13 protein-coding genes and 1 pseudogene are annotated in these 21,122 nt (G+C 69.1%); 8 read left to right on the top strand and 6 right to left on the bottom strand.

Annotated elements, in window-relative coordinates:
• Positions 1-13: 13 nt before the first annotated feature.
• The 6 genes from QM582_RS00220 (at position 14) to QM582_RS00245 (ending at position 10,048) form a co-directional block, all read left to right on the top strand.
• Positions 14-2,371 (top strand): TOTE conflict system archaeo-eukaryotic primase domain-containing protein, encoded by a 2,358-nt coding sequence (locus QM582_RS00220; protein WP_415080684.1) that lies wholly within the window; start codon positions 14-16, stop codon positions 2,369-2,371.
• A 548-nt stretch (positions 2,372-2,919) separates the two neighbouring features.
• Positions 2,920-3,174: a hypothetical protein gene (locus QM582_RS00225; protein ID WP_415080686.1), complete on the top strand. Its 255-nt coding sequence runs from the start codon at positions 2,920-2,922 to the stop codon at positions 3,172-3,174.
• A 160-nt stretch (positions 3,175-3,334) separates the two neighbouring features.
• A complete protein-coding gene (locus QM582_RS00230; protein ID WP_415080688.1) occupies positions 3,335-4,807 on the top strand; it encodes a DUF3375 domain-containing protein in 1,473 nt (490 codons plus the stop codon).
• Positions 4,804-5,469, top strand: coding sequence for a DUF4194 domain-containing protein (locus QM582_RS00235; RefSeq protein ID WP_415080689.1), 666 nt, complete (start codon positions 4,804-4,806; stop codon positions 5,467-5,469). Before QM582_RS00230 ends, QM582_RS00235 begins: the two co-directional genes overlap by 4 nt.
• Entirely contained in the window at positions 5,466-8,870 is a 3,405-nt protein-coding gene (locus QM582_RS00240; protein ID WP_415080691.1) for an ATP-binding protein, read from the top strand. Before QM582_RS00235 ends, QM582_RS00240 begins: the two co-directional genes overlap by 4 nt.
• The gene (locus tag QM582_RS00245; RefSeq protein ID WP_415080692.1) at positions 8,867-10,048 is read left to right on the top strand and encodes a DUF3322 domain-containing protein; all 1,182 of its coding nucleotides are present in this window, start codon (positions 8,867-8,869) and stop codon (positions 10,046-10,048) included. Before QM582_RS00240 ends, QM582_RS00245 begins: the two co-directional genes overlap by 4 nt.
• Here the strand turns inward: QM582_RS00245 and QM582_RS00250 are convergent.
• Positions 10,041-11,213 carry a Fic family protein gene (locus tag QM582_RS00250; protein WP_415080694.1) on the bottom strand — a complete coding sequence of 391 codons (1,173 nt, stop codon included), beginning with the start codon at positions 11,211-11,213 and terminating at the stop codon, positions 10,041-10,043. The genes QM582_RS00245 and QM582_RS00250 overlap by 8 nt on opposite strands.
• Positions 11,214-11,324: 111 nt before the next feature.
• Here QM582_RS00250 and QM582_RS00255 point away from each other — a divergent pair.
• Positions 11,325-11,690 (top strand): annotated as a pseudogene (locus QM582_RS00255) (PIN domain-containing protein); the annotation flags it as partial.
• 117 nt (positions 11,691-11,807) lie between these two features.
• Here the strand turns inward: QM582_RS00255 and QM582_RS00260 are convergent.
• Positions 11,808-13,340, bottom strand: a complete 1,533-nt coding sequence (locus QM582_RS00260; RefSeq protein WP_415080696.1) for a DEAD/DEAH box helicase — start codon at positions 13,338-13,340, stop codon at positions 11,808-11,810.
• A 429-nt stretch (positions 13,341-13,769) separates the two neighbouring features.
• On the opposite strand from QM582_RS00260, the gene QM582_RS00265 reads away from it, so the two are divergent.
• Positions 13,770-13,973: a cold-shock protein gene (locus tag QM582_RS00265; RefSeq protein WP_298130278.1), complete on the top strand. Its 204-nt coding sequence runs from the start codon at positions 13,770-13,772 to the stop codon at positions 13,971-13,973.
• Between the two features lie 195 nt (positions 13,974-14,168).
• Here the strand turns inward: QM582_RS00265 and QM582_RS00270 are convergent, their stop codons facing one another.
• The 4 genes from QM582_RS00270 to QM582_RS00285 form a co-directional block, all read right to left on the bottom strand.
• On the bottom strand, positions 14,169-15,275 hold the full coding sequence (locus tag QM582_RS00270; protein ID WP_415080697.1) for a fatty acid desaturase family protein: 1,107 nt from the start codon (positions 15,273-15,275) through the stop codon (positions 14,169-14,171).
• A 141-nt stretch (positions 15,276-15,416) separates the two neighbouring features.
• On the bottom strand, positions 15,417-16,268 hold the full coding sequence (locus tag QM582_RS00275) for an anaerobic ribonucleoside-triphosphate reductase activating protein (protein ID WP_415080698.1): 852 nt from the start codon (positions 16,266-16,268) through the stop codon (positions 15,417-15,419).
• The gene (locus tag QM582_RS00280; protein WP_415080700.1) at positions 16,160-18,262 is read right to left on the bottom strand and encodes a ribonucleoside triphosphate reductase; all 2,103 of its coding nucleotides are present in this window, start codon (positions 18,260-18,262) and stop codon (positions 16,160-16,162) included. The genes QM582_RS00275 and QM582_RS00280 overlap by 109 nt, the downstream gene beginning before the upstream one ends.
• Positions 18,263-18,502: 240 nt before the next feature.
• Complete coding sequence (locus QM582_RS00285) at positions 18,503-20,086, bottom strand: aspartate:alanine exchanger family transporter (protein ID WP_415080702.1); 1,584 nt, start codon at positions 20,084-20,086, stop codon at positions 18,503-18,505.
• Between the last annotated feature and the right edge of the window lie 1,036 nt (positions 20,087-21,122).

Raw genomic sequence — 21,122 nt, forward strand, 5'->3', positions numbered from 1 at the left:
CCAGGATGCCCCGATGGACGACCAGAGCCCGAACCGCGCGCTGCTGCGGGAACTGGAGCGCCTTCGCCAGGAGAACGCGAGGCTGTCGCGGTTGCTGGAGTTGCGGGGTGACACCGCTCCGGCGGACGAGCAGCCGGCGATCCCTGTGCACCGGCCGGGCCTCGTCACGCACGAATCCCCGATCACCGACAAGCTCGCGCTGTACGCCGAACTGTTTCGAGCCCGACGCGACGTGTACGCGCTCCGCTGGGAGAATCACCGCACCGGACGGAGCGGCTGGTCACCCGCGGTCGCCGGCGGCTGGGGTCGCATCGACAAGAAGCACGCCCGCTACTTGCCGTTGACCACCGAGGTCCTGGTCGCCCACCTCAGCGGCGGTGTCTTCGTCGGGTTCTATCCGCTCTTGTCAGGCAGCGAATGCCAGTGGCTGGCCGCCGACTTCGACGGACCGACAGCAATGCTGGACGCCCTCGCCTATGCGAAGGCGGCACGAAGTCGCGGTATCCCAGCGGCCCTGGAACTGTCTCAGTCCGGACGAGGTGCACATGTCTGGATCTTCTTTTCCGGCCCGGTGCAGGCGGCCTCCGCCCGCGCGGTCGGCACCTGGCTGGTCCGGGAGGCGATCCTGTTGCGCGGGTCGATGGACCTGCGCTCGTACGATCGCCTGTTCCCCAATCAGGACGTCGTGCCCGAGGGCAGCTTCGGCAATCTGATCGCTGCCCCGCTCCAGGGCACCCGGCGCGCCAACGGCCTGACCGTCTTCCTCGATCTCGCCACCCTCGAACCACACCCCGATCAGTGGGCGTTCCTGTCCACGCTGGCGCGGCTGAGCCCGGGCGAGGTCCTTCGGTTCGCGCGCGAGGCGTCCCGAAGCGTCACCGGCCCGGACGTGAAGACGATCGAGCGCTCGTCCGCTACCAAGGTGAACCCGCCGCTGCCTCCTGTGGTCCGAGCCGAACTCGGTGCTGGACTGGTGATCCCGACCGAACAGCTGACGCCGGCCGCCCTCGCCACGTTCAAGCACGCCGCGTCCATGGCGAACCCGAAGTTCTACGAACTGCAGCGGCTGCGCAAGTCGACCTGGGACACACCGCGCTTCATTCGCGGATACGACCTGACCATCGATGACCAGCTAGTACTGCCCCGCGGGCTGCGACACGCGATCGCCGACCTGCTCGCGTCGGCGGGCTCCCGGCTCGACGTCACCGATCTACGGCAGTCCGGCGTCGAGATCGAGGTGAGCCTGGCAACCGAGCTACAGGATCCGCAGGCGTCCGCAGTTGGTGAGTTACTCACCCAGGACGACGGGGTGCTAGTCGCCCCGCCAGGGTCCGGGAAGACCGTGATGGCCTGCGCGATGATCGCCGAGCGCGGCACGTCGACCCTTGTCCTGGTCGATCGCAAGGCGCTTGCCGAGCAGTGGCGCCGGCAGCTGGAGCGGTTCCTCGGGGTCCGTCCCGGCCAGCTCGGGGGCGGGCGCAAGAAGCTCACCGGGGTCATCGACATCGCCATGCTTCCCTCCCTGGCCAGGCGGGACGACATCGCGGATCTGACCACCGGGTACGGCCAGGTGATCGTTGACGAATGTCATCACCTGGGCGCAGCAGCCTATGAGCACTCGGTGAAGCCGATCGGCGCACGGTACTGGCTCGGTCTGACGGCGACCCTGACCCGGCGCGATGGGCTCTCCGACCTGGTCACCTGGCAGCTCGGCCCGGTCCGGCACACCTTCGAGGCTGGACGTGACAGGGACACACTGCTGGATCTGCGCTCCGAACCGGGTCCGCTGCTACGGCTGCATCTCCATGACACCGCCTTCACCCACGGCGACATCGATCTCTCCGAGCCGGGCGCCTACGCCGAACTGCTCGGCGTGCTGATCGACGACACCGCCCGCAACAGCCAGATCGTGGACGACGTCGCTGAGGCGCTCGGGCGGGGACGCAACTGCGTGGTGCTCACCCGGCGAGTCAAGCATGTCGACACGCTCGCGACCGCACTCACCGAGCGCGGGTTCCGTCCGCTTCGGCTACAGGGCGGGATGGCTGTCGCTGAGCGGCGAGCTGTCATCGACGAGCTTTCGGACACCAAGGCCGGGGACGGAGTTCTGGTCATCGGAACCACCCCGTTCATGGGTGAGGGGTTCGACGCACCCGCTCTCGACACCCTCTTCCTGGCCGGGCCGATCGCGTTCGACGGGCACCTCGTCCAGTGCGCCGGCCGGATCATCCGGGCCTTCCCCGGCAAGGAGGTCGCCGAGGTCCACGACTACCACGACGCCCAGGCACCGATCCTCGCCGCGTCGTTGCGCCGCCGTATGCCCGGCTATCGATCCCTCGGCTTCTGCCGGCCGGACGGCACGGCGGTGTGAGCGGACTTCGCTGGAGGATGAGGTCCGACGGGAGCGCACACGCCAGGCTGGCGTCCAGATGTTAGATAGCAGCCCGTCCATTTGTTAGTTGGACGGCGTGTTCGTGGTGCCGCTGAGCCTGCTGGGTCCCTGAAGCGACATCGCCTGCGCAAAGGCACATTGCCTGGGTAGGAGCGCAGGCGATGTCCCCTACCGCAGGCGATGTGGGGCGCCGGGGTCAGCATCGCCGGCCGATAGCTCCCTGCAGGAGGTCTGCGATGCCAGCCGATGACAACGTGATCCAGTTTCCCGGCGATGGACGGATGCCCAAGGGTCCGGGTTTCTCGCTCGGTTTCCCCGGATTCGACCCCTTCGCACCGCGGCAACCGCTCGGTATGATGTCGGGACAAGCCAGTCCACTGCGGTGAGGCTGGAAGTGAGCCCGGGATCTCCTGCCGGACGACAGGGCCCGGGTTTCGCGTTTCCGCGATCGTCGCGCGTGCTCCGAGGCCGGCGCTGGCGTTGCCCCGACCAGAACCTGACACCTGGACGGAGTTAATGTGGACCGCATGAGCATGAGCACCGCCGACCTGATCTACGACCCGAACGAAGTCGGGGCAGATTTGGTCGTCACCTGCCTCATCTCGCAGAGCCCCCGAGCAACAGACACCACGTTCGAGCCGCAGCCGAGCGACATCCTGCTGGTGACGGACGCCGACGGCGAAGACCTTCGTGCTCGGGTCGTGCGCCGCGATGGAAACCAGGTCTCGGTGCAACTCATCGTCCCGGAGCTGCTTTCCGCACCCGCCAGCGCATCGATGTAGCAGCCTGGCGGCTCCCAATGTGAACACACACCCTGGCGGACAAAGTGCGATCGGCGTCCCTGACGCATCGCCGTCCCGGCATGTCAGGACGGCCGAATCACGCCACCTCGCCAGAACTGTCGGTGACCCCGTTTACCCTGTTGGCGAGGTTGGGAGGCTGATGAGCAGCGATCGGGTAGCGGCACGGGCCGCACGGCTGCGTCGGTTGCGAGACACCGACGCCGGCTTGGCCCTGCTGCGCGCCGACCTGCTGCCGGCGCTGGCGGCGGTGCTGACCGAACGATTCACCCCCACCCAGCGCAACTGGCCGTCCGCGGAGTTCTTGGAGTTGCTCGCTGACGACCTCGACGTGCTGCGCGACGCCGGCTTCGACCTTCCCCGCACCGCCCAGGACTACCTGTCCGAGTGGGTGCGGCAAGGGCTCTTGATCCGCCGCGCCGGCGAGGCCCGCGAAGAGATCATCGAACTCTCCCCCGCCACCGCTCGTGCGCTGCGCTTCACGGCCGATCTCGAGGCGCCGCATTCGGCGGTCACGTCGTCCCGGCTCAGCAACCTGGCCGAGCTGCTGGCCCGGCTGGCGGTCGACACCGACCCCGGTCAGGCGTCCCGGTTGGAGACGCTGCGCCGTCAGCGCGACCAGCTCGACGCCGAGATCGCCGCCGTCGAAGCCGGACGCTACACACCGCTGAGCGACGACCTCGCCCTGGAGCAGTTGACCGAGATCGTGCATCTGGCCGCCGAGATACCGCACGACTTCGGTCAGGTCAGCGCCGCCCTGGAGGACCTCAACCGCGGGCTGCGGGAACAGATCATCGGCCAGACCGGGTCGCGCGGCGACGTTCTCGACGAGGTCTTCGCCGGCGTCGATCTGCTGGAGAACTCCGAAGCCGGGCGCACGTTCGCCGCCTTCCACGCCCTGGTTCTCGATCCGGAGCAGTCGGTGGCCCTCGACGAAGCCGTCGACAGTGTGCTGTCCCGCGACTTCACCGCGGCACTGACCCGTGACGAGGTGATCTTCCTGCGCCGGCTGCTGACCACGCTGCAGCGCGAGAGCACCCAGGTGCGTCAGGTGATGACCGGGTTCTCGCGCAGCCTGCGGCGTTTCGTCGAGACCCACGCCTACCGTGAGCATCGCCGGTTGTCCTCCGCGTTGGCCGAGGCCCAGTCGGCGGCGGTGGCGGCGTCCAGAGTGGCTCGGCTGTTCGACCCGTCCGGGTACGTGCTCGATTCCAGTTCGGTGTCGATCCGCTCGATCAGTTCGTGGGGCCTGCACAACCCCGCCGACGTGCGCACCGCGCAGCCGGTGACCGCGCACGTCGCCGCGCCGCTCGACCTGGCCATGCTGCGGCGCCAGGTGCGCGAGAGCGAGATCGACTTCGCCGAACTGCGTGGCGCCGTGGTCGACGTGCTGCGCCGGCGTCCGGTGGCGAGCATCGCCGACGTCCTCAGCGAGCATCCGGCCAGCCAGGGGTTGGCTTCGGTGGTCGGGCTGCTGCTGCTCGCGCACAGCGCCGGGAGTCGTGCCGACGGTGTCGAGAGCCTCAGCTGGCGTGCGGTGACCGGTGCGCCGAGAACTGTCAGTGTCGCCCGCTACGTTTTCCATCAGGTTCCCGACGAATGGAGGACGGCATGAACCCGCGGCGTGCGTACGACGACATCCTGCCGGCTGCTCGTCGTGAAGAACCCGACGCGCCGACGTCCGCGGGCCTTCCCGAATCGACCAGCCGCGCGCTGGTGCAGCTACTGCAGGGGCCGTACTTGATGCGCGAACGGCACCCTCGGTTGTGGCCGGCGCTGCTCGCCGACGAACCGGTGATCAGACAGCGCCTCGCCGATCTGTTCCTCGACCTGGTCATCGACCCTGACGCCGGGCTGGCGTTCGTCCGCAACCGCAGCGACCCGGACGCCGACCTGCCGAGGGTGATCCGGAGCAGCCCGCTCACGCTGATCGACACCGCCCTGGTGCTGCACCTGCGTGACCTGCTGCTCCGGGCCGAGGCGTCCGAGGGCCGCGTGTTCGTCGGCCGCGACGAGATCGACGACCACCTCGGGGTGTATGCCGCGGCCAGCAACACCGACCGGGTCACTTTCGCGAAACGGGTGAACGCGTCGGTGGAGAAGCTGAAGAAGAACTCGGTGCTGCTCAGTTCCGCCGAAGAGGGCCGCTACGAGATCTCCCCGATCCTGGCCATGGTGTTCGACGCCGACCAGGTGCTGGCCGTCGCTCGCGAACTGCGCGCCCTCGCGGGGATCACCGAGGCCGGCGACACGATGACTGAAGGCGGTCCGGCATGAGTTTCACGGGTCAGCATCGGCTGCGGCGGGTTCAGCTGGTGAACTGGGGAACGTTCAACGGCGCCTTCGATCTCACGGTGCCGCGGTCGGGGCTGCTGGTCACCGGGCCGTCCGGTTCAGGCAAATCCTCGCTGCTGGACGCGTTGGCGGCGGTCCTGGTCCACCCGAAATGGCTGCAGTTCAACGCCGCCGCACAAGAAGGCGGGGTGACCGATCGGGCTCGCTCGTTGGTGTCGTACGTGCGTGGCGCCCACAAGCGCGAAGCGGACGCCGAGAGTGGTGAGGTCGCGACCGCCTACCTGCGTCCGGGGGCCACCTGGAGCGGCATCGCGCTCACCTTCGACGACGGCGCCGGCCGGCTGACCACCCTGATCCGGCTGCTGCATCTGCCCCGCGGCGCGAATGCGGTGACCGACGTGAACTCGCTGTTCGTGCTCGCCGACGAGGGCGTCGAACTGCTGTCCCTGGCCCGGTACGCCGAGAACGGGTTGCAGCAACGCCAACTGAAAACGGCTCACCCGGGCTGGCCGGTCTCCCCCACCTACCCGCCGTTCGCGGCCCGACTGCAGCGCCGGCTCGGGTTGGCGTCCGACCAGGCGCAGCGGCTGCTGCACAAGACCCAATCGGCCAAGAGCCTGACCAGCCTCGACACGCTGCTGCGCGAGTTCATGCTCGACGCGCCCGACACATTCGACCTGGTGCAGCAGGCGATCGCGCAGTTCCAGGAGTTGGCGGCCGCGCACGCGTCCGTCGTCGACGCCCGGCGCCAAGTCGAGACCCTGCACCCGTTGCAGCAGATCGCCGTCGAGCACAACGATCTGGAGTCACGGCTGGCTGCGCTCGCCGACGAACAGGAACACCTCGATGCGGTCCGGCTCGAATTGCAGTTGCAGCGATCCGCCGCCGAGGCGGAGCGGCTTGCCGAGACCGTCGCCGGCTTGGAGCAGGAGGTACAACGGGCCGAGGTCGCGCTCGCCGAACGACGCCGCGACCGCGATGCCGCCAAGAGTGCGGTCGACGGGCTCGGCGGGCAGGAACTCGCCGCCCTTGACCGAGACGCCGACGAGTTGACCGAACGGCTGGAACGGGTCACCCGGCAGCGCGACCGCGCCGATCGGCTGGCCTCCGGCTGCGGCCTGGCGCTACCCGACACCGGCGCCGGGTGGGATTCGTTCCAGGCGACGGTAGCGGCGCGGCTCTCCGAACTGACCGAGACCACCGAGCAGAAGGAGCGGCGCTACGCGCTGAGCGGTGCCCACGCCGAGGCTCAACAGCAACTCCGCCGGCTGCAGGCCGAGCTGGACAGCCTGGAGCGGCAGCGTTCGACGATCGAGCCCGGGCTGCTGGCCCTACGCGACGACCTGTTGAACTCCACCGGGGTACCCCGTGCGCGTCTGCCCTTCGCCGGCGAACTGCTCGCGGTGCGTCCCGAACACGCCGAGTGGACGGGTGCCATCGAGCGGGTGCTGTACTCGTTCGCCCGCACCCTGCTGGTCCCCTATGACCTCTACCCGCACGTCAGCGAACTGATCGAACAACGGCATCTGGGCTTGCGGCTGCGTTACGACCGGGTGCCGTCGGTGCATCGTGAGGCCGGCGCGCCGTCCGACTCCCGCTCGCTCACCCTGCGGCTGGACGTCGTCGACTCCGAGTTCGCGGGCTGGCTGCGCTCGACGCTGGCGGCCCGTTTCGACTACGCCTGTGTCGAGTCGGTGGCCGAGTTGCGCGCGGTCAACCGGGGCGTCACCCGGACGGGACAGGTCCGGCACTCGGCGACCCGGCACGAGAAAGACGACCGGACACGGGTCGACGACCGTCGGCACTGGGCGCTCGGCTCATCCACGGCAGCCAAGCGAGACGCTCTGCAGGCCGCGATCGCCGAGGCTCAGGAAGCCGAGCAGGGCGCCCGTAACCAGCGTGACCAGGCCGAACAGCACCGGGACACCAAACAGGACCAGGCCGGACGGCTGCGGCAGCTGACCGAACTGGAGTGGGCTGATCTCGACCAGGCCGAGGTGGCTCGCAAGCTGAAGCGCACCCGGGCCCGGGCAGCCACGCTGCGTGCCACGAACGTCGACCTGGCCGCGGCGATGGACGCTTTCGAGGCCGCCGAGCGGGCGGTCGACGAGGCCGACACCACACAGTTGGGGCTGCGCGATCAGCACGCCGAGACCCGGCATCAGTGGCGCACCTTGACCGATCGACGGACCCGCTGGAACGACGAACTCGGCCGGCTGCAGCCGGTACCGGCGGCGACCCGCGAAACGCTGGCCAGACGGTTCGCGCAGGCGTCCGCCGACCCCGACGCCGCCGCGCGGACGGTCGCCGACGACCTGGTGACGGCTACCCAGAAGGTCACCGCACGGCGGGAGCAGAACCATCGGCGAACTGAGCGGATCATGCAGGACTACAAGCAGAACTGGCCTGCCCGCGCCGCCGACCTGGCCATCCAGGCCGACTTCCTGCCCGACTACCTCACCATCCTGGACGGGTTGCGGGCCGATCGGCTGCCTGAGTTCGAGGACCGCTTCTTCGACCTGCTGCAGGGCCAGTCGCGCAACAACATCGGCGCCATCGCGCAGGTGCTGAACAACTCCCGCCGCGAGATCCGTGAGCGGGTGGACCCGATCAACGCGTCCCTGCTGCGCACCGAGTTCGCGCCCGCTCGGCACCTGCACGTCCGGGTCGACGACCGCCGGCTGCCCGAGGTGACCGAGTTCCTGCGCACGCTCGCCGAGATCACCTCCGGCTCACTCGAGGACGCCCTCGGCTCCGATCTGAGCGCCGACGCACGCATGGCCGCCGAGCGGCGCTTCGTGGTGCTGCGCGACCTGCTGACCCGGCTGGCATCCTCCGAGCCGGCCAATCAGCGCTGGCGCAACCAATGCCTCGACACTCGGCTGCACGTCCAGTTCGTCGCCGAGGTCCGCGACCACGACGGCAAGGTGGTCGACCTGTACACCGGCGCCGGTGGCCTGTCCGGCGGCGAACGGCAGAAGCTGGTGGTCTTCTGCCTCGCTGCGGCGTTGCGCTACCAGTTGGCCCGCGACGGCGACGACCAACCCAACTACGGGCTGGTCGTGCTCGACGAGGCGTTCGACAAGACCGATCCGGCGTTCACCCGGGCGGGGCTGGACGTGTTCCGCAGCTTCGGCTTCCAGCTGGTGCTGGCCACGCCGCTGAAGATGCTGCAGACCCTGGAGGACTACGTCGGGGGCGCGGCGGTCGTGCTCAACGAGCCCGGCGTCGGCTCGCGTTTCGAGGTGATGCTGTTCGACTCTGGCGAGCAGACCTCTGCCGATACCGAGCAGACGCCGGACGACAGCACCGAGCGTGCCGGCACGACCCAGGGCTCCCTCGTCGAGTCGTCCTTCCACGGGCATCAGGAGAACCTGGTGTGAGAACCGTTGCCAACCTCAAGGCGTGGGCGACGACCAAGTACCGGGCCGGTCACCGCCGCTGGCTGGGCAGCGACGATCTCGGCGCCGGACTAGAACTCAGCTATCCGCTGAACCCACCGACCGAGACGATCGCCGCCGCCGACACCTCGGCGGTGATCCGGTGGGCGAGCGCCTGGCGGGAGGTTGGGCTGCCATCGGGAGTCAGCCTCGACTGGCGCCAGGCACATTGGCGCAGCCTCGGCACCCAGCAGCTTCCGGCCAGGGTCAACGTGCGCGGCGCCACCGCGGTCGCGGCTCTTGCGGGCACGTCGGGGCAGTGGCACATGCTGTCCGGAATCAGTGCGCGGCTCAGGCAGCGGTGGCCGTCCGCGGCCGTTGCCAACGCGCTACCGAGCCTGGCCGCCGCCCTGCTCAAGCTGGACGACGCAGACGAGCAGCGGCTCTGCGCTGTCGTCGAGTGGTTCCGCGATCACCCGGAGCCGGGTCTGTTCGGCCGCCAACTCCCGATCGAAGGAGTGGACACCAAATGGCTGGAGCGGCACTCGTCGCTGGTCCAGCGACTGGTGGCCGCGCACACGGGCAGCGCCGAGCTCGGCCTACGGCGCGAGGCTCGCCGGTTCCGGGTGCGGGTGCTGGATGCGTCCATCGCCGGTGAATTGCTCGACTTCAACGCTCCGACCAGCGAGTTGGGACGGCTCGACTGGCGTCCGCAGTGGGTGCTGATCTCTGAGAACCTGCAGACCGTCTCCGCCCTCGAACCGATGCCGGGCGGGATCGCCGTGCACGGCAACGGTCTGGTCGTCACCGAACTTGCCGCCGTGCCGTGGATCGCGGGCGCCCGGGTGCTGTACTGGGGTGATCTGGACAGTCACGGCCTGGCCATCCTCGGCGCGTTGCGAGCGGTCCTGCCGCAGACCGAGTCGGTCCTGATGAGCGCCGAGGTACTCCAGCGATTCAACCACCTCGCCGTCGCCGACCCGACCCCACGACGCGGACCGATCGGCCACCTCACCGCCGGAGAGGCCCGCGCACTGGAGGTGCTGCGTGACGGTGACGTCCGGCTTGAGCAGGAGCGCATTCCGTGGCCCTTCGCGGTGGCCACAATCACCCAGGCGTTGAACTCCGCCCGTAGTCAGCACCCCGGCTGCCCTCCGGGCAGTGGAGCCCTTCCTACCTGAGGCGTCCGACCTGCGCGGCAGCCGCCCGGATCTCTCCGACCAGGGACGGATAGGGGTCGATCAGCGGCTGGCGCTGCTTCCTGTTTTCCGCCATCATCTCGGCGAGCGGGGCGCCGGCCACGTAGTAGCGCGCCCTCGTCTGGCCGTGCGGTTGCAGCAGCCCGGACTGGACGAGTTGAGCGAGGTCGCGGGTGGCCGTCCGCTCCTCCACCTCGGTGCGCTTCACGTAGGACGGACGGGTCACCCGCAGACCCAGCAGCGCGTCGAACAGCGCATCGGCCGTCCGATCTGGCAGTTGATGCTCGGACACCAGCAGATCGATCAGCGTCCACAGCCGTTCCGCCTCTTCGAACCGTCGCTGTAGGGTCTGCGCCTGCATGTGATGAGCTCGGAGATTGAATTGGATCCACATCCGGGTGTCACGTTCCGGGTGCCAGCCCCTGCCACCGGCCGCCGCGAGCACGGCGCAATAGTCGTCGGTGTTGTGACCCAGCCACTCGTCGATACTGCTGAACGTCGGCTCGAGCACCTGATCCTGGGCCAACACCATGGTCTGCAGAGCCCGCGCCATGCGTCCGTTGCCGTCCCGGAACGGATGGATCATCACCAGGTTCAGATGCGCCATCGCACCGCGAACCGTGGCCTCTGCATCGGTGTTCCCCAGGTCACGAACCAAGCTACGAACCAGCCCGGGCACTCGCTCCGGCTCGGGGCCTTCGTAGACGTTGCGGTCGGCACGGTCGTCATGGACGTAGATCGGAGCAGTGCGGTAGCGGCCGGGGGACTTGGCAAGTTCGTGCTCCGACAACATGAAGTGCATCGACCGAAGCATGCTCTCGTCGACGGTGAGGCCCGGCTCCGTGGCAATGCTCAGCACATAGGTGAGGACACGTCGGTAGCCGATGATCTCGGCCCAGGTCCGTTCATCCGCGGCCAGCGGCAGCTCGCCCTCGACCGCAGCGGCAGCATCTTGGTCACTCACGGTGTAGCCCTCGATGCTGTTGGAGCCCTGAATCGCCCGGGCCTGGGTCGTACGACGCAGCCCACCATCCCACCGCTTCGGCACGCGCAGCACCGACGCCAGGCACTCGCGAGTCTGGTTGATCTCCCCGATGACGGCCAGATCGTCGAGCCCCAGGTCGGGTGGTTGGAAGAGCCGGTCCATGACGATGTCCTTATGTCCTAATCATTAGGACACCCAGGGTAGAGATCGAGTCGCGATGTCGCAATGATTGAGACATAAGGACATCGGCCTGAGCACACCGACACCAGCGTTTTCCTCGCGGCCGAGAGCGGTCGGCCGCTCGCGCTCGATCGACTGCCCGACGAACTGCGAGTGTCGGTGATCACCGTGGCCGAGCTCGAAGCGGGCGTGCTGGCTGCGCAGACCGTCGCCGATCGGGCGGCCCGACTACGAACGTTGGAGCGGGTGGCGCAGCTGGAACCCCTCGTCGTGGACGCCGCCGCAGCGGCCGCCTGGGCGCGTCTGCGGGTCGAGGCCCACCAGGCCGGACGCCGCATCAACGTGAACGACCTGTGGATCGCCGCCCTGGCGATCGCCAACGATCTTCCGGTGGTGACCCAGGACGACGACTTCGCGGTACTGGCCGAGCTGGGCCTGCTCACCGTCATCGCGGTCTGAACAACGAGCGGGATCGGGCACCGACAGAGGTGCCCGATCCCGCACGTTGTGACAGACGCAACCTGGATCTCGGTTAGCTCGAACGACCAGAGGCCCGGCCGGCCGCCTGAACCCTGGTCAGGCGGACAGCCGCGATCCCGGACGCCGGCGCCGGCGTCCGCTGCCCTGCCGGGACAGCTGAACCACGGCGTCGCCGCGGCTGCCGGACGACGTCACGGCCGAGGCCGCCGCGCGCGGTGAGCCGGAACGCGAACCCGAACCGGACCGAGCGGCAGAACCGGAGCCGGAGCCACGGGCTCCCCGAGCAGCACCGTTCCCGGACCGACCACTACCGGACCGACCGCCGCCGGAGCGGCCACCACTGGAGCGTCCGCCGCCGGCAGACACCACGTCGGCGGAGCCTCGCTGCGCGGCCTCCCGCGGGATCTCTCCCGCGGCCACCAGCGCCGCGGCCTCGCCGGCGATGTCCGCGATCCGCTGGTCGCCGGAACGCACCGGCGTCGGCTGCACCGCGATCTTGGCGGCCCGAGCCAGGCCGGTGAAGTCCTTGCGCTGCTCGGGCAGCACCAGGGTGACCACATCGCCGTCGTTGCCGGCCCGGGCGGTCCGACCGGAGCGGTGCAGGTAGGCCTTGTGCTCGGCCGGCGGATCGACGTGCACCACCAGGTCGACGTCGTCGACGTGGATGCCACGAGCGGCGATGTCGGTGGCGACCATCACCCGGACCCGTCCGTCGGCGAAAGCTCTGAGGCCGCGCTCGCGCGCACCCTGGGAGAGGTTGCCGTGCAACTCGACCGCCGGGACGCCGTCCGCGGTCAGCTGGCGGGCCAGCTTCCGGGCCTGGTGCTTGGTGCGGGTGAACAGCAGCCGCCGCGAGGTGCCGCCGGCCAGTTCGCGGACGATCGCCCGCTTCTGGGTGGCGTCCGGCACCAGGAAGACGTGGTGAGTCATCGCCGCGACCGGCGACTCGGCGCCGTCCACGCTGTGCACCAGCGGCTGGGCCAGGAACCGCTTCACCAGCTTGTCCACGCCGTTGTCCAGGGTCGCCGAGAACAGCAGCCGCTGTCCGGCGCGCGGCGTCGCGGTGAGGATGCGGGTGACCGCCGGCAGGAAGCCGAGGTCGGCCATGTGGTCGGCCTCGTCCAGCACGGTGATGGCGACGCCGTCGAGCCGGGCGTGGCCCTGACCCATCAGGTCCTCCAGACGTCCCGGGGTGGCCACCACGATGTCGGCGCCGGCCCGCAGCTGCTGCACCTGGCGGGCCTGACCGACACCGCCGAAGATGGTCATCACCCGTAGTCCAGCGGCCTTCGCCAGCGGCTCAAGGGTTTCCAGGATCTGGTTGGCGAGTTCCCGGGTGGGGGCCAGCACCAGTCCGCGCGGCGCACCCGGACGGGTCCGGGCGGCGATACCGGCGGCGGAGGGCACCAGCCGCGCCAGCCGGGCGATCAGCGGCAGCGAGAACGCCAGGGTCTTGCCCGAGCCGGTGCGGCCGCGGCCCAGGACGTCCCGGCCGGCCAGGGTGTCGGGAAGGGTGGCCGACTGGATCGGGAACGGAGTTGCGATGCCGCGTTCGCTGAGCGGTGCCAGCAGCGCGGACGGGACGCCCAGCGACGCAAACGACGCCGGGACGGATTCGATTCGTGACAAAAGTCTGCTTTCCAAGAAGGGTTCACCACGGTCCAAATCCGCTCGCGTTCGTCAGCGTCATTCGCCGGCGCGGTGCGGAGTGTGGTGCGATGCCGGGCTGCGATGGTCGCGCCCTGCACCCAGTATCGCACAGCCGGCCGCCGAGGCGAGAATCGCCGCCGCGGGTCTGCTACAGTTGCTGTTCGCACAAGCAGCAGCCACCCCCGGCTTCGTGCGGCTCGGCTACCGACCGTTGGTAGCCCTGCAGTCCATCATCGACCCCCGGCGCACCACAACGCCGGTCCCGGGGACCCATCGGCTCCGGCCTCCACAACTTCCGGCAACGGCCATCCGTTGTCGATTCACCCCCGAAGATTCCCAGCCCGGCGCCGTCGGGATGGTCAACAGGGCCGCAACCGCGGTCCGCGCAACAAAGAAGGAAATACCGACATGGCCACAGGCACTGTCAAATGGTTCAACTCCGAGAAGGGGTTCGGCTTCATCGCTCCCGACGACGGCTCCGCCGACGTCTTCGCGCATTTCACCGCGATCGAGGGCCGTGGACGCCGCGACCTGTTCGAAGGTCAGCAGGTCGAGTTCGACACCGAGCGTGGCCAGAAGGGTATGCAGGCCGCGAACATTCGCGCCCTCTGATCTCTGACATAGACATGGGGACGGGCTTCGGCCCGTCCCCATTGTCATGCCCGCGTCCGCTGGTTGAGCTTGTCTAGATCACCAGCCGCCGGTTGAGCTTGTCGAAACCTCGGGTCTCGACAAGCTCGACCAACGATCAGCCCTCGACCAACGATCAGCCCTCGACCAACGATCAGCCTCAGCCGACGATCAGCCTCAGCCGCGTCCCATGCTGGCGGCGGCCGGGCAGCTGAAGCTGTGCCGCGCCGCCCAGCCGACATCGTTGATGTAGCGCACCACGACGGCCAGCGCCTCGATCAGATCGTTCTCGACGTAGGGCACGTCGTACTTCAGGCAATGCCGCCGGACCAGTTCCCGCGCCTGCCGCAGGTGCGGACGCGGCATGCCGGGAAACAGGTGGTGCTCGATCTGGTAGTTCAGCCCGCCCATCAGCGCCGTCACCCATCCCCCGCCGGAAACATTGCGCGAGGTGAGCACCTGCTTGTCCAGGAAATCCAGCTGCACGCCGTGCGGGACGATCGGCATGCCGATGTGGTTGGGCGCGAAGCTGATGCCCATGTAGAACCCGAAGACCGCGACCTGCACGCCCAGGAAGGCGAACGCCAGCCCGATCGGCATCACCCAGAACACCAGGCCGACATAGAGGGCGAACCGGACGCCGAGCAGGGTCAACTCGGTGGCCCGTCCCTGCAGCTTTCCGCGGCGGAAGAGCCGGCGAATGGACGCCTGATGCAGGTCGAGCCCGAGCAGCAGCAACAGCGGGAAGAACAGCCAGCCCTGGCGGCGGGTGACCCAGGCGCGGAAGCCGGTGGCATGCTCGGCGTCCTCGTCGGTGAACGACACCCAGCCGGGCGCGATGTCGGGATCGCGGCCGATCTGGTTGGGATTGCCGTGATGCCGGGTGTGCTTGGTCATCCACCAGGCGTAGCTGATGCCGACGAAGAAGGTGGCGAGCAGGCGTCCGAACCGGTCGTTGGCGGGGCCGGACGCGAACACCTGGCGGTGCGACGCCTCGTGCCCGAGGAAGGCGAACTGGGTGAACAGCACCCCGAGCGCCGCGGCGATCAGCAGTTGGAACCAGGAGTCGCCGAGCAGCACGATGCCGGCGAGCGCGGTTGCCAGCGCTGCGACCAGGCTGCTGAACAGTCCCAGATAGAAGCCGGTCCGGCGTCCGTTCAGGCCGGCCGACCGCACCAACTGGGCCAACTCGGTGAAGCTGTTGGTGCGACGCTCCCACTCCGCGCGGGCGGCTGCGCCACCACGGCTCGGACGGACGGGCGCGGGGGCATCAGTAGCCGACATGCAGTTTCTCTCCTGACCGTTCCATCAAGAGAGACCCCGGTGGCCCTCGCGAACAGTTGCAACCATCCTACGGGACCGTAGGTAACGCCGTGAACCAACCGCGCCATTGTCGTCCGGTAGGCGGACGCCGGATCGGCCGGGCTACTCCGCGCGCCGTACCCGCACGCCGCGTGGAGGCGCGATCAGCACGGGCAGCGGCGCGCTCGCCGAGCCGTCCGGACGCCGCACCTGCTGCAGCACGATCCGCCGGACGCCGGAACGCGTCAGCAGCTCGACCAGCCGCCACACCCCGCCCTCGGTGTGCAGCGCCGGGTCGACGCTGACCCGCACCTCGTGCTCGACCCCGGCGTCGAGGACCAGCCGCAGGGACGCGAACGCCTTGTCGGCGCCGGATCCGATGCCGGTCACCGCCGGGTACCCGTCGGGCAGCGCCTTGACGTCCAGCCCCACCCAGTCGACCAGCGGCAGCACGGCCGCGAGCCGGCCCGGGTAGGCGCCGGCGGTGTGCAGCCCGACGCCGAAGCCCAGTTCCCGCACCACCTCCATCGCCGTCGCCAGCCCCGGCTGCCGGGTCGGTTCGCCGCCGGAGAAGACCAGCCCGTCCAGCAGCCCGCGGCGCCGCCGGAGCAGGTCGATCACCCGCGGCCAGGGGACCCGGCCCGGCGTCCGGGGATCCAGCAGTTCCGGGTTGTGGCAGTAGCCGCACCGCCATGGACAGCCCTGCAGGAACACGGTGGCGACCAGGCGTCCGGGCCAGTCACAGGTCGAGAGCGCGGTGAGCCCGGCGATCTCCAGCCGAGGGTCCGGATCGGGTCCGGGATGACGTGCTGGAGCCTGACGTGCTGGAGCCTGACGTACTGGAGCCGGGCGGTCGCAGCCCACGGTCACGCCGGCACCCGAGATTCCAGGAAGGGGGTGCGTTCCCGGTATTCGCCCTTCTTGCCGATGTTGAACGAGGTGACCGGGCGGTGGTAACCCATCACGCGGGTCCACACCTCGCAGACCTGCTCGACGCCGGCGTCCGCGCAGGTCGGGCAGAAGGCCCGCTCCCCCGCCAGATAGCCGTGCGAGGGGCAGATCGAGAAGGTCGGGGTGATCGTGATGTAGGGCAGCCGGAAATTGGTCAGCGCCCGCCGGACCAGCTCGCGGCAGGCCACGGCGTCCGAGATCCGCTCGGACATGTACAGGTGCAGCACGGTGCCGCCGGTGTACTTGCGCTGCAATTCCTCCTGGCGCTGCAACGCCTCGAACGGGTCGTCGGTGAACCCCACCGGCAATTGCGACGAGTTGGTGTAGTACGGATTGCGCTCGGTGCCGGCCTGCAGAATGCGCGGGAATCGCTTGCGGTCCTCCTTGGCGAACCGGTAGGTGGTGCCCTCGGCCGGGGTCGCCTCCAGGTTGTACAGATGCCCGGTGGCCTCCTGGAACTCGACCATCCGGGCCCGGACGTGGTCGAGCAACCGCACCGCCAGCGCATGGCCACGCTCATCGGTGATGTCGTAGCCGTCCGCGGTGAAATTGCGGATCAGCTCGTTCATGCCGTTGACGCCGATGGTGGAGAAATGGTTGCGCAGCGTGCCCAGATAGCGCTTGGTGTACGGGAACAGCCCCTCGTCGATGTAGCGCTGGATCACCTTGCGCTTGATCTCCAACGAATCCCGGGCCAGGCCGAGCAGCCGGTCCAGGGCCAGCAGCAGACCGGGCTCGTCGCCGGCGTGCAGGTAGCCGAGCCGGGCCAGGTTGATCGTCACCACGCCCAGCGATCCGGTCTGCTCGGCCGACCCGAACAGACCGTTGCCGCGCTTCAGCAGCTCGCGCAGGTCGAGTTGCAGCCGGCAGCACATCGACCGCACCATGTTCGGCTTCAGCTCCGAGTTCACGAAGTTCTGGAAATAGGGCAGCCCGTACTTGGCGGTCATCTCGAACAACGCGTCACCGTTCGGCGAATCCCAGTCGAAGTCGGGGGTGATGTTGTAGGTCGGGATCGGGAAGGTGAACACCCGGCCGGACGCGTCCCCGGCTGTCATCACCTCGATGTAGGCGCGGTTGATCATGTCCATCTCGGCCTGCAGGTCGCCGTAGCAGAACGGCATCTCCTCGTCACCGATGATCGGCTGCTCCTCGCGCAGATCCTCGGGACAGGTCCAGTCGAAGGTGAGGTTGGTGAACGGCGTCTGGGTGCCCCAGCGGGACGGCACGTTGAGGTTGTAGATCAGCTCCTGGACGGCCTGCTTCACCGCCTCGTAGGACAGATCGTCCTTGCGAATGTAGGGCGCCAGATAGGTGTCGAAAGAACTGAACGCCTGGGCGCCGGCCCATTCGTTCTGCAGGCAGCCGAGGAAGTTCACCATCTGCCCGACCGCCGAGCTCAGGTGCTTGGGCGCTGTCGCCTCCACCTTGCCGGGGACGCCGTTCAGACCTTCGCGCAGCAGGGTCTTCAGCGACCAGCCGGCGCAATAGCCGCTGAGCATGTCGAGGTCGTGGATGTGCACGTCGCCCTCGCGGTGGGCGCGGCCGATCTCGGGCGGGTAGACGTGCGACAGCCAGTAGTTGGCGGTCATCTTGCCGGAGGTGTTCAGGATCAGCCCGCCCAGCGAGTAGCCCTGGTTGGCATTGGCGTTGATTCGCCAGTCGTCGCGATCGAGGTACTCGTTGATCGAGTTGGCGACGTCGATCATGGCGCTGCGGGCGTCCCGCAGCCGGTGGTGCTGTTCGCGATAGACGATGTAGGCGCGCGCGGTGGCGGTGTAGCCGGAGTCGATCAGCAGGTGCTCGACGGCGTCCTGCACCTCCTCGACGTGTGGGGTGGTGCCGCGTCGAGCCAGCCGGACGCAGACCTGGCGGGCCAGCAGATGGGCGTCCGCGCCGTCCAACTCGCCGCTGGCGGTTCCGGCACGGGCGATGGCCGAGCGGATCCGTTCGGCGTCGAAGCCGGCGGTCGAGCCGTCGCGCTTGACGATGCTCTCGGGGTGGACGATCTGCGACATGGTGGCGGGTTCACTTCCTCGTGGGTAGTCGACGGAGAGGAGACGACCTCTACATCTGGGAAGTTACACCGCTGTCATTCGCTAGATGTTGTGTTTTCAGAGATTCCCCGGACGGCGACGCGGCGACTCTGCGGACCGTCCGGACGCCACCCAGCAGCTAATCTCACCATGTGGTGAAATCAGGTCCGATGGGCGGTCACCCGATCCCGGTCGCAGTCCTCGGCGATCGGTCGACCTGCGTCAGCCGATCAGCACCAGCAGCTGAGCCAGCAGGATCTTGCCGACCATCGCCGCCGGATAGACCAGCGCGTAACCGAGCGACACCCGGGTGTCGAAGCCGGTGCGGGTGTTGGCGAAGGCGAGCAGCGCCGGTTGGGTCTGGGCACCGGCCAGCTGTCCGGAGAGCTGGATCCAGTCGGTGCGCTGCAACCGGCCGACCAACAGCAGGGCCGCGGCGGCGACCACGGTGATCAGGAAGCCGAGCAGCGCCACCTTCCAGCCCAGGCTGGACGACATCGCGTCGGCGAACAGCAGACCCGCCTTGGTGCCGGCGAAGGCGAGGAAGACCAGCATGCCGAGCGCGGACAGCGCATGCGCCGCGGCGGTCGGCATCGAGATCGGAACCCGGCCCACCCGTCCGATCCGGGCGAAGACCAGGCCGGCGAGCAGGGTGCCGGCCGCCGAACCGAGGGTGAAGCTGCCGGTCGGCAGCGGGATCGGGATCATGCCGATCGCGACACCGATGGTCAGGCCCAGCGCCAGCCCGAGCGGGTTGATGTCGGAGAAGCCCCGCTCGGAGTCGCCCAGGTAGCCGCGCACGGCGCGGATCTGATCGCGCGGCGCGACCACCCGCAACCGGTCGCCGAGCTGCAGCAGGAAGTCGGGGGTCGGGATCATGTCCACGTCGCCGCGCCGGACGCGGGTGACATGCGCCCCGAAGCGCCGGCCGAGGTCCAGGTCCTCCAGCCGATGGCCGGCGAATTTGGCGATCGAGAGCGTCACCCGGTTGGAGTCCAGGTCGGTCCGGTCACCGATGATGTCGATGGACGAGACGTGCCCAAGCTCGGAGGTGACCGAGGCCAACGCCTCCGCGGGCCCGACGATGCTGACCAGATCGCCCTTGCCGAGCGGCTCGTCCGGGGACGCCACCAGCATCGGCCCGGTGGTGTGCTTGACCCGGGTCACCGCCACCGCGCCGTCGTGCTCCTTCAGCAATTCACCGATGGTCGGCCCGGCCTCCTGATCGACCCGGACGGTGCGCTGCTCCAGGCGCGGCGAGCCGCTGGCGCCTTCCCGGGCGCCCCGGCGCAACGCCCAGGCGGCGGCCAGCATCATGCCGATGACGCCCCACAGGTAGCTGATCGAATAGCCGACGGCGGGAAGCTCGGCCTCGCCGGCGACCTGGCTGGCGGCGGCCAGCGCGGGCGTATTGGTCAAGGCTCCGGCGAAGGTTCCGGCGATCACCGGCTGTGGCAGCCCCAGCGCGCTGCCGGCCAGCCCGCCGACCAGGGCGGCGACCGCGACGCACCCCACGGTGGTCAGCATCACCGGCCACCCTCGGCGCAGCGAGCCGAAGAAGTTGGGTCCCGAGATGATGCCCACGGTGTAGGTGAAGACCATCAGGCCGAAGTTGCCGAGCACCTCGGGGACGGTCAGTTCGACGCCCTGGGTGATGCCCCAGGCGGTCAGCCCGAGTGCGACGAACAGCACGGCCGCCGGGCCGAGGGTGGCACCGGCGATCTTGACCTGGCCCAGCAGGGCGCCGAGGACAAGCAGAACGGCGAACAGCAGCATCGGATACTGCTCAAGGAAAGCGAAGAACATCGAATGGGTCCTCAGCGGGGAGCTCTGGGTGGTGTCACTGGCGTTGCGGACGTCGCCGCAGCCCGGTCGCGGCACGGCGTCCGGACGCGGATGGAAGGGGATGATCGGGCCCGCCGGGACGGATGTGGCGCGACACTGCAGTGCGGCCGCAGGCCCGCGGCGTCCGAAGACATGCACTGCCATTCCGGCTCTGACGAGCCCGATCATCACTATGGCCGGCCAGCCGCCCCGGGTGCGGGGCCTCGCGGTTCGAGTCAGCTGGAGCGAACTGGCCGGGCCGTTCGGGTGGGTGGGTGGGTAGCAACGGGCGTGTGCCGGGCCCGACCCTGATCGGTGAGTCCACCTCGGATGCGGCCGAGCAGATCGGGCGTGAGGCGGGGCGAGAATGCGGAGCGCGGCGAGCGGTGCGATGCGGCTTCGAACGCGTCGATGGCCGGGCGCTGGCTCATGGCCGAGTCTCCTTGCTCGCGGATCATCGAGGCGCAGGCGGTCTGACTCGTCGCCGGACGGCGCATCACAGTTGCGGCACAGTGTGGATTCTCACCACGTTTCCCTGCTCGGGCCGGGATCCGATCTCCGCGCCTCCAGCGCCGGCTCTTTCGTCCGGCGCAGAATCAGGCTATCGAGCGGCCCGCGCCCGCGTGGGTGGACCGGGAAACTCGGCGGTCCGGACCCGTTCGGGCGGGTGCGGTCCGGCTCCCGCGGACGGGGCGGCGCGGCGGACCGGACGGGCCCCTGGACCGGCAGGCACCCCGTGGGGCGGACGGACTCGCTGGACTGGGCGGACTCTCCGGACCGGGCAGATTCCCTGGACCGGGCAGATTCTCGGACTGGGCGGACCCCCGGCCCGGGCGGATTCACGGGGCAACAGGAACGGACGACCGGTCGGCGCACCCCCACGCCAACCGACCGTCCGGTCTGTTCCTCCCGAGCCGGACGCGGTCGGCGGACCAGGCTCGCTTCATCTGGACCCCCGACCAGGAACGAACCCGCACCAGCGACAACACCACGCCCAACTGTTGCTGCACCAGCTCCC

The organism is Micropruina sp., from assembly GCF_047607385.1.
GTDB lineage: Bacteria > Actinomycetota > Actinomycetes > Propionibacteriales > Propionibacteriaceae > Micropruina.

Excerpts from the sequence above, each read along its gene's own strand:
- QM582_RS00250 (WP_415080694.1), bottom strand. The coding sequence starts at position 11,213 with ATGGACCGGCTCTTCCAACCACCCGACCTGGGGCTCGACGATCTGGCC.
- QM582_RS00230 (WP_415080688.1), top strand. The coding sequence starts at position 3,335 with ATGAGCAGCGATCGGGTAGCGGCACGGGCCGCACGGCTGCGTCGGTTG.
- QM582_RS00265 (WP_298130278.1), top strand. The coding sequence starts at position 13,770 with ATGGCCACAGGCACTGTCAAATGGTTCAACTCCGAGAAGGGGTTCGGC.
- QM582_RS00220 (WP_415080684.1), top strand. The coding sequence starts at position 14 with ATGGACGACCAGAGCCCGAACCGCGCGCTGCTGCGGGAACTGGAGCGC.
- QM582_RS00225 (WP_415080686.1), top strand. The coding sequence starts at position 2,920 with ATGAGCATGAGCACCGCCGACCTGATCTACGACCCGAACGAAGTCGGG.
- QM582_RS00285 (WP_415080702.1), bottom strand. The coding sequence starts at position 20,086 with ATGTTCTTCGCTTTCCTTGAGCAGTATCCGATGCTGCTGTTCGCCGTT.
- QM582_RS00280 (WP_415080700.1), bottom strand. The coding sequence starts at position 18,262 with ATGTCGCAGATCGTCCACCCCGAGAGCATCGTCAAGCGCGACGGCTCG.
- QM582_RS00240 (WP_415080691.1), top strand. The coding sequence starts at position 5,466 with ATGAGTTTCACGGGTCAGCATCGGCTGCGGCGGGTTCAGCTGGTGAAC.
- QM582_RS00270 (WP_415080697.1), bottom strand. The coding sequence starts at position 15,275 with ATGTCGGCTACTGATGCCCCCGCGCCCGTCCGTCCGAGCCGTGGTGGC.
- QM582_RS00235 (WP_415080689.1), top strand. The coding sequence starts at position 4,804 with ATGAACCCGCGGCGTGCGTACGACGACATCCTGCCGGCTGCTCGTCGT.